Annotated in this window: 15 protein-coding genes; 12 read left to right on the forward strand and 3 right to left on the reverse strand. The window is 45.7% G+C overall.

Annotated elements, in window-relative coordinates; all coding sequences use genetic code 11:
* The first annotated feature begins 23 nt into the window (after positions 1-23).
* From ACXAER_RS09590 to ACXAER_RS09615, 6 genes are read left to right on the forward strand one after another with little or no spacing between them, the layout of a single operon-like run.
* Positions 24-710, forward strand: a complete 687-nt coding sequence (locus ACXAER_RS09590) for a 4-carboxy-4-hydroxy-2-oxoadipate aldolase/oxaloacetate decarboxylase (RefSeq protein WP_474828733.1) — start codon at positions 24-26, stop codon at positions 708-710.
* A 5-nt stretch (positions 711-715) separates the two neighbouring features.
* Complete coding sequence (locus tag ACXAER_RS09595) at positions 716-1,834, forward strand: 4-oxalomesaconate tautomerase (protein ID WP_474828735.1); 1,119 nt, start codon at positions 716-718, stop codon at positions 1,832-1,834.
* Positions 1,835-1,855: 21 nt separating this feature from the next.
* A complete protein-coding gene (locus ACXAER_RS09600) occupies positions 1,856-2,875 on the forward strand; it encodes an amidohydrolase family protein (RefSeq protein ID WP_474828737.1) in 1,020 nt (339 codons plus the stop codon).
* Positions 2,872-3,762, forward strand: coding sequence for an amidohydrolase family protein (locus ACXAER_RS09605; protein ID WP_474828739.1), 891 nt, complete (start codon positions 2,872-2,874; stop codon positions 3,760-3,762). Before ACXAER_RS09600 ends, ACXAER_RS09605 begins: the two co-directional genes overlap by 4 nt.
* 35 nt (positions 3,763-3,797) lie before the next feature.
* A complete protein-coding gene (locus ACXAER_RS09610; RefSeq protein ID WP_474803085.1) occupies positions 3,798-4,736 on the forward strand; it encodes a Gfo/Idh/MocA family oxidoreductase in 939 nt (312 codons plus the stop codon).
* A 42-nt stretch (positions 4,737-4,778) separates the two neighbouring features.
* On the forward strand, positions 4,779-5,735 hold the full coding sequence (locus ACXAER_RS09615; RefSeq protein ID WP_474828741.1) for an aldo/keto reductase: 957 nt from the start codon (positions 4,779-4,781) through the stop codon (positions 5,733-5,735).
* 90 nt (positions 5,736-5,825) lie between these two features.
* Here ACXAER_RS09615 and ACXAER_RS09620 read toward each other — a convergent pair whose 3' ends face one another.
* The 3 genes from ACXAER_RS09620 to ACXAER_RS09630 form a co-directional block, all read right to left on the reverse strand.
* Positions 5,826-6,665, reverse strand: coding sequence for a class III extradiol dioxygenase family protein (locus ACXAER_RS09620; RefSeq protein WP_474803091.1), 840 nt, complete (start codon positions 6,663-6,665; stop codon positions 5,826-5,828).
* Positions 6,658-7,059: a protocatechuate 4,5-dioxygenase subunit alpha gene (locus tag ACXAER_RS09625; protein ID WP_474828743.1), complete on the reverse strand. Its 402-nt coding sequence runs from the start codon at positions 7,057-7,059 to the stop codon at positions 6,658-6,660. The genes ACXAER_RS09620 and ACXAER_RS09625 overlap by 8 nt, the downstream gene beginning before the upstream one ends.
* Before the next feature lie 245 nt (positions 7,060-7,304).
* Positions 7,305-8,204, reverse strand: coding sequence for a LysR family transcriptional regulator (locus tag ACXAER_RS09630; RefSeq protein ID WP_474828745.1), 900 nt, complete (start codon positions 8,202-8,204; stop codon positions 7,305-7,307).
* A gap of 150 nt (positions 8,205-8,354) precedes the next feature.
* On the opposite strand from ACXAER_RS09630, the gene ACXAER_RS09635 reads away from it, so the two are divergent.
* Genes ACXAER_RS09635 through ACXAER_RS09660 form a run of 6 tightly spaced genes read left to right on the forward strand, consistent with a single transcriptional unit; the run spans position 8,355 to position 13,774 of the window.
* Positions 8,355-9,344 (forward strand): fumarylacetoacetate hydrolase family protein, encoded by a 990-nt coding sequence (locus tag ACXAER_RS09635; protein ID WP_474828747.1) that lies wholly within the window; start codon positions 8,355-8,357, stop codon positions 9,342-9,344.
* Positions 9,337-10,125 (forward strand): cyclase family protein, encoded by a 789-nt coding sequence (locus tag ACXAER_RS09640; protein ID WP_474803103.1) that lies wholly within the window; start codon positions 9,337-9,339, stop codon positions 10,123-10,125. Before ACXAER_RS09635 ends, ACXAER_RS09640 begins: the two co-directional genes overlap by 8 nt.
* A gap of 53 nt (positions 10,126-10,178) precedes the next feature.
* The gene (locus tag ACXAER_RS09645) at positions 10,179-11,336 is read left to right on the forward strand and encodes an alpha/beta hydrolase family protein (protein WP_474828749.1); all 1,158 of its coding nucleotides are present in this window, start codon (positions 10,179-10,181) and stop codon (positions 11,334-11,336) included.
* A 12-nt stretch (positions 11,337-11,348) separates the two neighbouring features.
* Positions 11,349-12,272 carry a VOC family protein gene (locus ACXAER_RS09650; RefSeq protein WP_474828751.1) on the forward strand — a complete coding sequence of 308 codons (924 nt, stop codon included), beginning with the start codon at positions 11,349-11,351 and terminating at the stop codon, positions 12,270-12,272.
* Positions 12,273-12,281: 9 nt separating this feature from the next.
* Positions 12,282-12,644, forward strand: a complete 363-nt coding sequence (locus ACXAER_RS09655) for a Rieske (2Fe-2S) protein (RefSeq protein ID WP_474828753.1) — start codon at positions 12,282-12,284, stop codon at positions 12,642-12,644.
* Entirely contained in the window at positions 12,641-13,774 is a 1,134-nt protein-coding gene (locus ACXAER_RS09660) for an FAD-dependent oxidoreductase (protein ID WP_474828755.1), read from the forward strand. The genes ACXAER_RS09655 and ACXAER_RS09660 overlap by 4 nt, the downstream gene beginning before the upstream one ends.
* Positions 13,775-13,784 lie beyond the last annotated feature (10 nt).

A 13,784-nucleotide genomic window follows, 5' to 3' on the forward strand; every position in this document is an offset into this window, starting at 1 on the left:
TTCAATATTAAAGGAATACCTTAATGGCTATTTGCGTAACAGACTGCCCACGACCTTCCCTGTCAACCATTGAAGAATATCAGGGGTCAGAGGTTGCTACCGTTCACGAAGCGCAGGGTAGAAAGGGGCTTTTAGCGCAAGATATGCGCCCTATTTATCGACCTGCTCAAATAGCCGGCCCTGCGGTTACATGCCAAGTAGCGCCGGGAGACAACTGGATGATTCATGTCGCGGTTGAGCAGTGTCAGCCGGGAGATGTATTGGTTGTTACGCCAACCAGCCCTTGTTCAGATGGCTTTTTTGGTGACCTGTTGGCTACATCATTAAAAGCAAGAGGGGTAAGAGGGCTGATTATTGATGCAGGTGTTCGCGATATCGCTACCTTAACTGACATGAAATTCCCCGTGTGGTCTAAAGCCGTGTTTGCGCAAGGCACCGTAAAAGAGACGATTGCTAGTGTTAATGTACCTGTTGTTTGTGCAGGTGCTTTGATAAACCCTGGGGATATTATTGTTGCTGATGATGATGGCGTTGTCGTGGTTAAACAAGAAGAAGCAGACGACACGTTTGAAAAGGTTAAGCTGCGCGTAGAAAACGAAGAGTCGAAACGCAAACGTCTTGAACAAGGTGAGCTTGGTCTGGATATTTATAATATGCGCGAACGCCTGGCAACTAAAGGCCTTCGCTATGTAAAGCACGGTGAGCAATAGCACTTATGAAAGCCGTAACTGCGTGCCTAATGAGGGGCGGAACCTCTAAAGGACTCTATTTTTTAGCCAAAGATTTACCCCTAGATGTTCATCGTAGAAATGCCTTTTTATTGTCGGTTATGGGCTCCCCCGATAGCCGGCAAATAGACGGTGTGGGCGGTGGTCACCCGCTAACAAGTAAGGTGGCCGTTGTGAACCCGTCGTCTAATCCAGCAGCCGACGTTGACTACTTATTTTTACAGGTAGCGGTAGATAAAGCCTTGGTCAGCGATACGCAAAACTGCGGAAACATTCTAGCGGGCGTGGGTGCATTTGCTATTGAGCAGGGGCTAGTAAAAGCGCAGGACACGACAACCGATGTACGCATTCGTATGGTGAATACCAACACGTTCGCTGTAGTAAGAGTTCAAACGCCTAACGGCGTGGTCAATTACGAAGGTAGTGCGAGTATTGACGGCGTACCTAATACAGCCGCCCCTGTTTATATTGACTTTTTAGATGTTGCAGGCTCTTCCTGTGGAAGCTTATTCCCCACCGGGGCCGCTCAAAATACCGTAGAAGAGATTAACATTACGTGTATCGATAATGGTATGCCGGTCGTGCTAATTGATGCTCATTCGCTGGGACTTAAGGGAAGCGAAACACCAGAACAATTAGAAAGTAATGCCGCCTTAAAACAAAAAGTAGAAGCCATCAGGCTTAAGGCTGGCGAAATGATGCAGTTAGGCGATGTCACGGCCAAAACGATCCCTAAGATGACGATCATTTCTGCCCCTCTAAATGGCGGAGATATCAATACTCGCACCTTTATTCCACACAGAGTACACGACGCTATTGGCGTATTAGGTTCAGTTAGCGTTGCCACGGCTTGCTTGGCAAAAGGCACCGTTGCCTACGACCTTTATCGCCGCCATTGCGCTAAACGTGATAACGAATTGCAATCTGCTGTGCCCCTTGCAATTGAGCATCCAACGGGAGCGTTCAAGGTAGATATGGAAGTCGCGAATGCTGATGCATTCGAAACATTTGAAGTGAAGCGCGCCGCTTTATTGCGCACAGCCAGACTGCTTATGCAGGGAACGGTGTTTGCTCCCGACTCTGACCCTACACTAGCTCATGAATAAAAACGATAAAGAGGACCGAAAATGATCATTGATTGCCACGGACATTACACCACTGCACCCGAGCCACTACAGCTTTTCAGAGAGGCGCAAATTAAAGCGTTTAAAGACGGCAAGGCGCTGCCTGAAGTTCCTTATATTAGCGATGACCAAATTCAAGAAAGTATTGAGAAAAACCAGCTTAAGTTACTAAAAGAGCGTGGTTCAGACATGACAATATTTTCGCCGCGCGCATCTGCGATGGCGCACCACGTTGGCGATGAAGCAGTTTCAAAGCAGTGGACCAGCGCATGCAATGACCTGATTAAGCGCGTTGTCGATTTATACCCTCAACACTTTATTGGTGTGTGTCAATTACCCCAGTCACCCGGTGTTCCAATCAAAAACTCTATTGATGAGCTAGAGCGCTGTGTTAATGAGCTGGGCTTTGTAGGCTGCAACCTAAATCCAGACCCATCCGGTGGCCATTGGACATCAGCGCCTTTAACGGACAAAAGCTGGTATCCGTTCTATGAAAAAATGGTAGAACTAGATGTACCAGCCATGATCCACGTGTCGGGCTCGTGTAACGCGAACTTCCACGCTACGGGTGCTCATTATATGAATGCAGATACCACGGCATTCATGCAATTTTTGCAGGGTAATTTATTTAAGGACTTCCCCGAACTACGCATTATTATTCCACACGGCGGCGGCGCCGTACCTTATCACTGGGGGCGTTATCGTGGCTTAGCTGATATGCTAAAGCAGCCTCCACTCGATGAACATGTAATGCAAAACGTGTATTTTGACACCTGTGTTTACCATCAACCCGGGATAGACCTGCTGTTCGATGTTATTGACATTAAAAACATTCTATTCGGCTCAGAAATGATTGGCGCAGTGCGAGGTATTGACCCTCAAACGGGTAATTATTTTGATGACACAAAACGCTATATTGATGCGTTGGATATTTCAACAGAAGATAAGCAGTTAATATTTTCTGGCAATGCTCGTAGGGTATACCCTCGACTAGATGCCAAACTAAAAGGAATGGGGCTATGAGCAAATTTACCGTTGATCCAGATTGGTTACACTGGCACCCATCACCGTCGAAACCACAGTTTACATTACCGCAAGGCGCGGTAGATGCGCACTGCCATGTGTTTGGCCCTGGTGAACAATTTCCTTTTGCTGCTGAGCGAAAATACACACCATGTGACGCATCTAAGTGGCAGTTGTGGGCGCTGCGTGATTATTTAGGTTTTAGCCGAAATGTTATCGTGCAGGCGACATGTCACGGTGCCGACAACCGTGCATTAGTTGATGCGCTAAACAACTCTCAGGGACTTGCGCGAGGCGTTGCCACCGTAAAACCTGATATTTCAGATAAAGAGTTGTATGCACTGCACGAAGCTGGCGTACGAGGCGTGCGCTTTAACTTTGTTAAACGTTTAGTCGATGCCCTGCCATTTGATGCATTAATTACAGTAGCGCACCGCATTAAAGAACTTGGCTGGCACATTGTTATTTACTTTGAAGCCCAAGAACTACCAGAGCTTTATTCGTTTTTTACCGCACTGCCTACCACGGTTGTTGTTGATCACATGGGTCGTCCCGACGTGAGTAAACCGGTAGACGGTGAAGAGTTTGGGTTATTTCTAAAACTAATGACAGAGAACACCAATTTTTGGTCGAAGGTGAGTTGCCCAGAGCGAATCTCACTGGCTGGGCCGAGTAACGGTTACCACGATGTCATCCCTTTCGCCAGAGAAGTGGTTGAACGCTTTCCAGACCGTGTTATTTGGGGCACAGATTGGCCTCACCCGAATATGAAAAGTCACATGCCGGATGACGGAAAGCTGGTTGATTTCATTCCGCTTATTGCCTCTACAGAAAGATTACAGCGCAAACTTTTGGTTGATAACCCAATGAAGCTTTATTGGTCTTAAGGCTCGATACTGCTTTTGAAATTGAGGAAGATTTTATGAAAATTATAGTCGTAGGTCCTGGCGCTTTTGGCATAAAGCACTTAGATGCATTGAGCAAAATTGATGATGCTGAGGTTGTCGGTTTAGTGGGCCGAAACCCGCAAAAAACGCAAGCGGTTGCCGATGAGTACAAGATTCCCCATGTGTACACCACACTTGAAGAGGCACTAACCTCTGATGCCGATGCCGTTATTCTTTGCACCCCCACCCAGATGCATGCCGAGCAGTCTATTTTATGCATGCAGGCGGGCAAACACGTACAAGTTGAGATACCGCTCGCCGACAGTTGGGAAGACTCTCAAGCCGTCATGGATGCACAACTAGCGTCTAATTTGGTATGCATGGTGGGTCATACTCGCCGCTTTAACCCGTCTCATCAATGGCTAAACAAGCGTTTGCGCAAGGGTGAATTGAATATTCAGCAAATGGACGTTCAAACTTATTTCTTTCGTCGCAAAAACATTAATGCGAAAGGTGAGCCTCGTTCTTGGACAGACCATTTGCTTTGGCACCACGCTGCTCATACGGTTGATTTATTTGCCTACCAAGCAGGCTCGCCTATTGTAAAAGCGAACGCCGTACAGGGGCCGATTCACCCTGAACTGGGTATTGCTATGGATATGTCAATTCAGCTTCAAGCTGAAAATGGCGCTATTTGTACCCTTTCACTATCTTTCAATAATGACGGACCGTTAGGTACATTCTTCCGATACATCTGCGACAACGGCACTTATATCGCAAGATACGACGACCTTGTTAACGGCCATGAAGAACCAATTGATGTGTCTACCGTTGATGTATCATTAAATGGTATTGAGCTACAAGACCGCGAATTTATTAGCGCGATAAAAGAAGGCCGCCAACCCAATGCTAGCGTAGCGAGCGTATTGGGCTGCTATAAAGTGCTTCATGACCTTGAGCAACAGCTAGCGTAGTTGGAGGCGATTATTAAAACGCGTAATCTTTTGGGTAAACAGGTGGGTGAGATTGGCTTTGGTTGTATGAACTTTAGCCATGCCTATTCTGGCAAACTCAGCGAAAATGATGCTATCGATTTACTACACAAAGCTTATGATTTAGGCGTCGATCATTTTGATACTGCGGCATTATATGGCTTCGGAGAAAATGAGCGCATTGTCGGAAAAGGGATAAAACCCTTCAGAGACAAGATTTTGCTGGCCAGTAAGTGCGGGATGACTGGCGTGAACGGCAAGCGCACTATTGATGGCTCGCCTAAAGCTATAGAGGCTACGCTTAATAATGCGTTAAAAAGCTTACAAACCGACTTTATCGACTTGTACTATTTGCACAGGATTGACCCTAACGTGCCGGTAGAAGACAGTGTTGGCGCGTTGGCAAATGCGGTTAAAGCAGGCAAGATTGGCGCGATTGGTTTATCTGAAGCGTCTGCCGAAACGCTTGTTAAAGCGCACGCCATTCACCCAATAGCCGCGATGCAAACCGAGTATTCACTGTGGACACGTAATGCAGAAATTGCGGTTCTGAAAAAATGCGAAGAACTAGACGTTGCTTTCGTTGGCTTTAGCCCTTTAGCACGTGGATATTTAAGTAATACATTTGCCCATATTGATGACTTAGATAGTGGTGATATTAGGCGGGGAATGCCTCGATTCCAAGGTGAAAACTGGGTGCAAAACCGACGTATATTTACCCAATTTGCAGCCTTAGCAAATGAAGCTGAATGTACACCCGCGCAACTGGCCATTCATTGGGTTTTGAAACAAGCAGACTATATACACGCTTTACCCGGCACCCGCTTTATCACTCATTTAGAGGAGAATTTGCGGGCGAGCGAATTAACCATTGATAGCAATATATTAGTGCGCGCCGGTCAGTTAATTAATCAAGAAACGGTGCAAGGCCCAAGATATCCGGCCGCTGCACAGGCTGATATAGATACAGAAGAGTTTTAATACTGCTAAATAAAAAGCGGCGAGTACTTCACACGTACTCGCCGCTTTTTGTTTACGCTATGCTTACGGCGTTATGTACGCCGCGTTATCTTAGCGATTATCTAAAACCAACACACCTGCGCCCGTATTTGAAATAGGTGCATGGTAATGCTTGTGTATCACGTTAACATCGTCTTTTAGCGCACCGCGCATGACCAGCCACATTATGGTTTCAATACCTTCTGTTCCCGCTCGCTCCATAATTTCAGCATTTGAGAACTGTGTCATCCACTCAGGTTCTTCAGCTATCTTATCCATGCACTCAAGATCAAAGTCGACGTCTATAATACCGGCTCGTTCGCCTTGAAGCTGGTGCGACATGCCGCCCGTACCCAATATCACAACTTTATGGTCTTCAGGATATGACTCCAGTGCTTTACCCAACGCCTTGCCTAGTTTTAAACAACGGGCGGCCGTTGGTACTGGGTGCTGTACTGTATTTACAGCAAGCGGAATAGCTTCTACCGGCCACTCTTCGCAATCGCCAAACAACGCGCGAATAGGATTAACGAAACCATGATCGACTTTCATTTCCTGGCAGGTGCAGATATCTATTTCTTGTTCAATAAGCGACTCTGCAATATGCCAAGAAAGTGGTGCATTACCCTTAAACGGGTTAACCGGCTTTAAGCCCCACCCTTCATCGGCATTGTGATACTCATCTGCACACCCTAAAGCAAAGGTTGGAACGGTGTCTAAGAAAAAGTTTAAGCCATGGTCGTTGTATACAACAATCACCAGATCTGGCTTTACTTCATTTAACCAGTCTTTCGCAGGTCCGTACCCGTCAAAAAACCTTTTCCAATAAGGCTCTTGCTGAAGACCTTCAGTAATAGCGTTGCCAACGGCAGGTATGTGCGAACTGGTTATTCCACCAATGATTTTAGCCATTCCAGTAGTCTCCTTTTTTCGTGATTTTTTCTATAAGACCGTCGCTTTTGGCCATCAAGTTCTGCTTAAATTCTTCCGTTGTAATACCTTGAAAAGCGGCACCTGCGTCTTGTACAGACACGCCGCGAGGAATAGCCATTTTTGCCATAAAGTATATGTTGGCGCCTAATCTAAGCATTTGTAGAAAATCAGAATTTACCACGACGTCTTTATACTCACCTTTAACCCCATACTTGTCACAATAGGCTGCAGGGTCTTTATCAAATTCCGTTCTGTTTTCTTCGTTGTTAAAAGAAAACAGTAGCTTATTTAGAGCATAAGCAGGGTGAGCGCGCTTACCATCGAACACATAGGTACCAGGAATGTCCTCGTAATCTTTTTTCTGCCAAGTCATTAGACGTATTCCAAATTAAAACGTACCTCTATTATATGAATGCGCCCTGCTTTTATAATGGCGAAAGCGCATCAATATTTGTACATTTCATAGATTTTTGTCGAAGGTGAGTAAACGCATGGTTTTGGTACAAATACAGCACTAACCATTATGGGACAACGGTTAACGCTGTATTGAGCAAGCCCCAACGGCTGGGGGATTAGGCAGCAGTAATACTAGGTCGTAGAGCCTTTTTTATAACCTTTTTAGGGCCTATGTTTAAGAATTTGTTCTCGCAGCCACTTGTGTAGCGGGTCGTTATTTAAACTTGGGTGCCACATCATAGACTCATTCAACTGTGGCGTTTTAAACGGAATATCATAAATCTTTATAGGGAGATGTTTTGCGTTAATTTCAGCAAGACGCTTTGGTGCTAGGGCCACCCTTTCGGTATTTATGACTGTAAAAAACATACTAGAGAAATCGTTGACGATGACTTCTACGCGGCGGTTAACTTCATCTGAGTCTACCATCCATTTCTCTATGCTCAATTGACTCGCTTTTTCATAGCCAATGGTTACATGGCCAATGTCTGAGAATTGTTCTAGGGTAATTTGGCCATTTAGCTTGCTGTTGTTTTCATCCGCTATACAAACGAACTCATCATCTAAAACTTCTTGGGATGAATAGCCATCGAGCATGAAAGCAGAAGGGGCAATAATAAGGTCAGCGCCTTGTTTTGCGAGGTTGTCTAAATCACCGGCAAAAGTAGACATAAATTCAAATGTTATGTTCGGCGCTACTTTCGTGACGTAGGCCAATAAATCAGCCAGCACCACCTGCATTACATAGTCTGACGCAATAATTTTGAAGTTGCGATTTGATAATTCTGGTGTGTTTATTTTCTTATCTATAATGCGGTTTCTAATAGTGCTTAGCACTTCGCTGACTGGCTGCTGCATTTCAGCGGCAAGTGGCGTGATGTGCATTTGCTTACCCATTTGTACAAGCAAATCATCATCAAAATAGTCCCTCAAACGAGATAAAATACCACTTGTTGCCGACTGCGAAAGGTGCAGTCGATAAGCGCTTTTCGTAATGTTTTTTTCTTCTAGCAAAACTTCTAACGCCACCAGCAGGTTTAAGTCTAGTTTTTCGTACCGCATTTCTACCCCGAGAACTTATCTACCTATTTTGTACCAACGGTTTTTGAGATATCACGTATCGGCACAAACGATTTTTGCTTAGTAACTCTGAATACTACCATCTTCTGTTAACAATAATTAAAACTTTTAATTACGAAGAGACTTTATTCAATGAAGTTAGCGTCACTCAAAAGCAATGGGCCTGATGGCAAGCTAGTACTTGTTTCTAAGGACCATAGTTTGTGTACAGAGGTTAGTGATATTGCCCCTACTATGCAGTTTGCACTGGATAATTGGGATGCGTGTTATGACAAGCTTAACGAGCGATATCAGTTACTTAATAATGGGAACGCGAATAATGCGTCTCACTTTAAGCCCGAGCAATGTTTAGCGCCCCTACCCCGCGCTTGGAGCTGGCTTGACGGCTCTTGCTATTTAAATCACGGGCACTTAATGCAAAGAGCCTTCAACTTAGATCCTATTGAAGGCGCCGACAAATACCCTTTGGTTTACCAAGGCTCTGGCATTTCGTTTAGGGGGCCACGCGAACCGCTTTTTGCCGCAAAAGAAGAACACGGTATCGATTTTGAAGGTGAGTTCGGCGTCATAACCGGCCATGTTCCTATAGGCGCTTCACAAGAAGAGGCCAAGCAGAGCATTCGCTTGGTCGTCATGTTAAATGACGTCAGTTTCCGTGCCCTAGCCCCCCGCGAAATGAAGACGGGATTTGGCTTTGTACAAGCAAAAGGCGACACAGCCTTCGCACCTATTGCCGTTACGCCAGATGAACTTGGTGAGCATTGGCAAGATTCAAAGGTCTGTGCACCTTTAGAAATCCACCGAAACAACGAGTGGTTTGGTGCACCTGATGGCGCAAAAATGTTCTTTGGGTTTGACCAGCTCATTGCGCATATAACTGTAGCACGAAGCCTTCCACCTGGCTCAGTCATTGGTTCGGGAACGGTATCTGATAACACACCTAACAAAGGCCAAGCCTGCCTTTCAGAACTCCGCGCGAAAGAGCTTGTTCAATTTGGCGAACCCAAGACGCCTTTCTTAAAAGTGGGCGAAACAATAACGATGCGAGCGCCAGATAAAAATGGCTTCAGCTTGTTTGGCGACATTATCCAAAACGTAGAGTTGGAGACTTCGAATGTTTAACCCAAGAGAGTACGAAATTATCGACTTGTCGGTGACCTTAGATAATAACCCCCACACCGACCCACCGCCTTTATTGCCCAAAATTGATTATATGGACCACCAAGAAGGCTGGCCCGAAATGGCGTCAATGTTTCCGGGACTAACCCTCGATCAGTTACCTGGCAACGAATCTTGGGCAGCAGAAAGACTAGCAATAACCACCCATAGCGGTACCCATATGGATGCGCCTTGGCACTATGCCTCAACTACTGATGGCGGTAAGCCGGCATTCGGTATTGATGAACTGCCTCTAGAGTGGTGTTTTCAACCAGGTGTGAAATTAGATTTTCGCGACTTTGAAGACGGTTACGTTATTACTGCCAGCGATGTGGAAAAAGAACTGCAACGCATTAATCACGATTTACAGCCGCTGGACATTGTTGTGGTTAACACCCGTGCGGGCAAGATATTTGGCGAACCAGGTTACTTAGACGCAGGGGTCGGCATGGGCCGCGAAGCCACAATGTATTTGCTTGAAAGAGGCGTAAAAGTGGTGGGCACTGACGCCTGGAGTTGGGACGCTCCTTTCAAATACACACGTGAACGCTTTGCCGAGACCGGCGATGCCTCCTTAATTTGGGAAGGTCATAAAGCAGGTCGGGATATTGGTTACGGTCAAATGGAAAAATTGAGCAACCTTGAAGCGTTGCCCGCAACTGGATTTTTGATCTCTTGTTTTCCTTACAAAATTAAACACGCCTCTGCAGGCTTTGTTCGCGCAGTTGCATTTATAAAAAAATAAATTATCAGAGCTAACTTGGCGCATTTGCGCCGCAGAAAAATCAGGAAACTACAATGTTTAAATATTTCCCGACAAACTATGTTTGGAACCTGTCAGTCGACCTGGCCATAGAAATGGGTGCACGTATTGGCGAAATTGAAGAAATGTGTGCGCCATTAAAAGAAGCGGCAAAACAACCCGACAAAGAAGGTGTGCAGGCATTTCGTGATACCTGGGCAAAAATGGCAAATAAACTCGTCGAGCTTGCTGAAGAAGATGAAAGCCGAGGCCGATTGTTTTCAGCGGCTGAAAAATACAACCGTGCTTCCTCGTACTTAATTACGTGCGAACGCCTACAAGCCCACAAAGCGCCAGGACGCCTAGAGTTGTACAAGCATCAGCTCGAGCTTTTTCAAAAATCTATTACCTTGGGCAAAGAAAACTGCGAGCGTGTGGAAATTCCTTATGAAGGCAAACACATATCAGCACTGTATGTCAGAGCTGAAAATGTAGAAGGCCCCGCCCCCGTGTTAATCCAAGTTAACGGCTTAGACTCAACCAAAGAAATGAAATATCGCGTTGGCTTACCGGGTTGGCTTGCCAAGCGTGGGGTTTCTTCGTTGATTTTAGATCAGCCTGGAACAGGTGAAGCGCTAAGACTACAGGGCCTTAATGCCCGTTACGACAGCGAGCACTGGACGTCTCCAGCTGTTGATTGGCTTGAACAGCGCGAAGAGATAGACAGCAATCGCATTGGGATGGAAGGCGTGTCGCTTGGCGGTTATTTCTGCCCTCGCGCCGTCGCTAACGAGCCACGTTTAGCCTTGGGTGTTTGCTGGGGTGCAAACCATGACTGGCGAGATGTTCAGAAGCGTCGCTTAGAAAAGGAAGGTGATTTCCCAGTGCCGCATTACTGGGCGCACGTGAAATGGGTATGGGGTGCAGAAACCATGGAAGAATTCATGGAAATCGCCGAGAAAGTGCACTTAGACGGTCAAGTTGAAAAAATCAAAGTGCCATTTTTGGTCACCCATGGTTCGAAGGACTCACAAATCCCTCTTAAATGGGCAGAAAGAACCTATGAGCAGCTTATAAACAGCCCGAAACGCGAACTTAAGATTTTTACCGAGCGAGAAGGTGGTGTTCAACACTCGAGCTTCGATAACAGCGCTAACGCGGGTCAATACATCGCGGACTGGGTTGCTGAAACCTTTAACGCACGTACTGCCTAGAAGGAAATAACGATGAATATTATTGGCTTAGACAAACTTGTCTTTGGTGTAGATGACACAAACGCAACAACACAGTTCGTTTTGGATTATGGGCTTAAACAAGTAGATGAACACAATTTTGTGGCACAAGACGGTACTGGCTTAGAAATTCGGTTGAAAGACGACCCGTCGTTACCTGCGCCGTTAGAAACCGGAGCTAGCATCAGAAAAACGGTTTATGGCGTTCCGGATCAAGCGAGTTTAGATGCCATTAACGCTGAATTGTCTAAAGACAGAGAAGTAAAGGTACTTTCTGACGGAAGTATTGAAGCTGTCGACGATTTAGGCTTTGTTTTAGGCTTTCAAATTACCGTTCGCACTTCTACAGATTTACCATCAGAAAAAGTGAATGCGCCGGGCGATATTAACCGTGGCGTTAATATCAACGGGGTAGACGATTCGACGCCACCTAATATTCACTCGTTATCTCACGTGGTTTACTTTGTACCTGACTCAGCCGCTATGGAACAGTTTTACGAGCAGCGCCTGGGCTTTAAAACCACTGACCGATTTAATGGTGTTGGGGCGTTTATGCGCCCGGCAGGGACAACAGACCATCACACGTTATTCTTTATCAAAACCCCACCCCATATGAAAGGTATTGAGCACTTTACGTTCCATCTTGGCGGCCCGACAGATGTTGTCAGGGCGGGAACCAACATGGTGAACAAAGGTTATCAGAGCTTTTGGGGGCCCGGTCGCCACATTTATGGTTCGAACTGGTTTTGGTATTTCAAAAGTCCGTTTGGATGCAATATGGAATTTGATGCCGATATGGATCAACATGACGACACGTGGCAGGAGCGCGCAGCGAACATGGGGCCAGACTACTCTCAAATCTTTTTGTTAGAACATAGAGAGAAGTGGGCACCTTCAGGTGGACCACCTGCTAAATAGACTGCCGTTATGGACGAACACTTAGTGTGCAGTACCCAAGAGATTCCGGAAGGGAAGGCAAAAGGGTTTAAAATAAGCGAAAATGGTAAAGATACGTTCTTCGTTACTCGAAAAAACAACCAGTTTTTCGCTTATTTAGATGTTTGCCCTCACTACAACAGTACTACACTTCCATGGAAGCGACATGAGTACACTGATGTAAAAGGCGAGCATATTGTTTGTGCTGCACATGGCGCGCTGTTCGACATAGCGACGGGTGTTTGTATTCAAGGACCTTGTAAACATCAACGAATTCAAAAAATACCCATACGAATTGAATCAAACCAACAAATTTGGATTTCAAAAAAAACAATAAAGGCCTTTAAATTATGAAATCAAGTGTGAGCAATGTTTTAATAATTGGGGGCGGTTTTTCAGGTATGACCGCCGCTATCGAATTAAGAAAGCGCAATATAGAAACAGACTTAGTAGAGATAGATGAAAACTGGCGTACAGACGGCGCGGGTATCAGCATTGGCGGTGCAACCTTACGAGCATTCAAAACGATTGGGATATTGGATGAATTTTTAGAGCAAGGTCATGCACACAACGGATTAGATTTGTTTGCGCCGCACGGTTTGCACTTAGCGCATGTCCCTACTCCCTCTGTTGCCAACGCTGAGGGCATACCAGGCGCAGGCGCAATTATGCGACCCACCCTTGCGAAGATCCTTGCCGAGAAAACCCTGGCGTCTGGCGCGAATGTGCGCTTAGGCTGTACCTATAAAGAAATGGTTAATACCGATAAGGGAGTAGAAGTCAGTTTTACCGACGGTACGACCAAAACCTACGACCTAGTTATCGGTGCAGACGGCGTGCACTCACAAGTACGTAAAGATGTATTTCCTGAAGTTGAAGCACCAAAATATATCGGCCAAGGTGTGTGGCGCGCTGTGCTGCCAAAACTTCCTGAAGTAAAAAATACAATGATGTGGGTAGGTCCGCACTTGAAAGTTGGTGTTAACCCTATGTCTAAAGATGAAATGTACTTGTTTTTGACAGAAGACAAGAAGGAAAGACCTAAATACGACCCTGCCACTTACGTTGAAAAACTGAAAGAATTAATGGGTACCTTCCCTGCCCCCATGGTTAATCAGTTTAAAGATATGCTGAACGAAAATTCACTTATCGATTTTCGAGCTCTGGGTAATCTTTTAGTACCTGCCCCCTGGCATAGAAAAAGAGTGGTGCTGATTGGTGATACTGTGGCCGCAACCACTCCGCATTTAGCTTCAGGGGCGTGCATAGGCATTGAAAGTGCCATCGTTTTAGCTGAAGAGTTAGCAAAGGATGTTACAGTTGAACAGGCACTCAATTCGTTCTTAGAAAGACGCTGGGAGCGCTGTAGAATGGTTGTCGAAAACTCTGCTCGCTTATGTCATATAGAAATAGAAGGTGGCGATAAAGAAGAGCACACACAAATTATGCGCGAATCTATTATTGCTTTAGCACAGCCTATCTAATCTTTTAAAG

The organism is Alteromonas sp. AWJ4_199 (assembly GCF_056159165.1).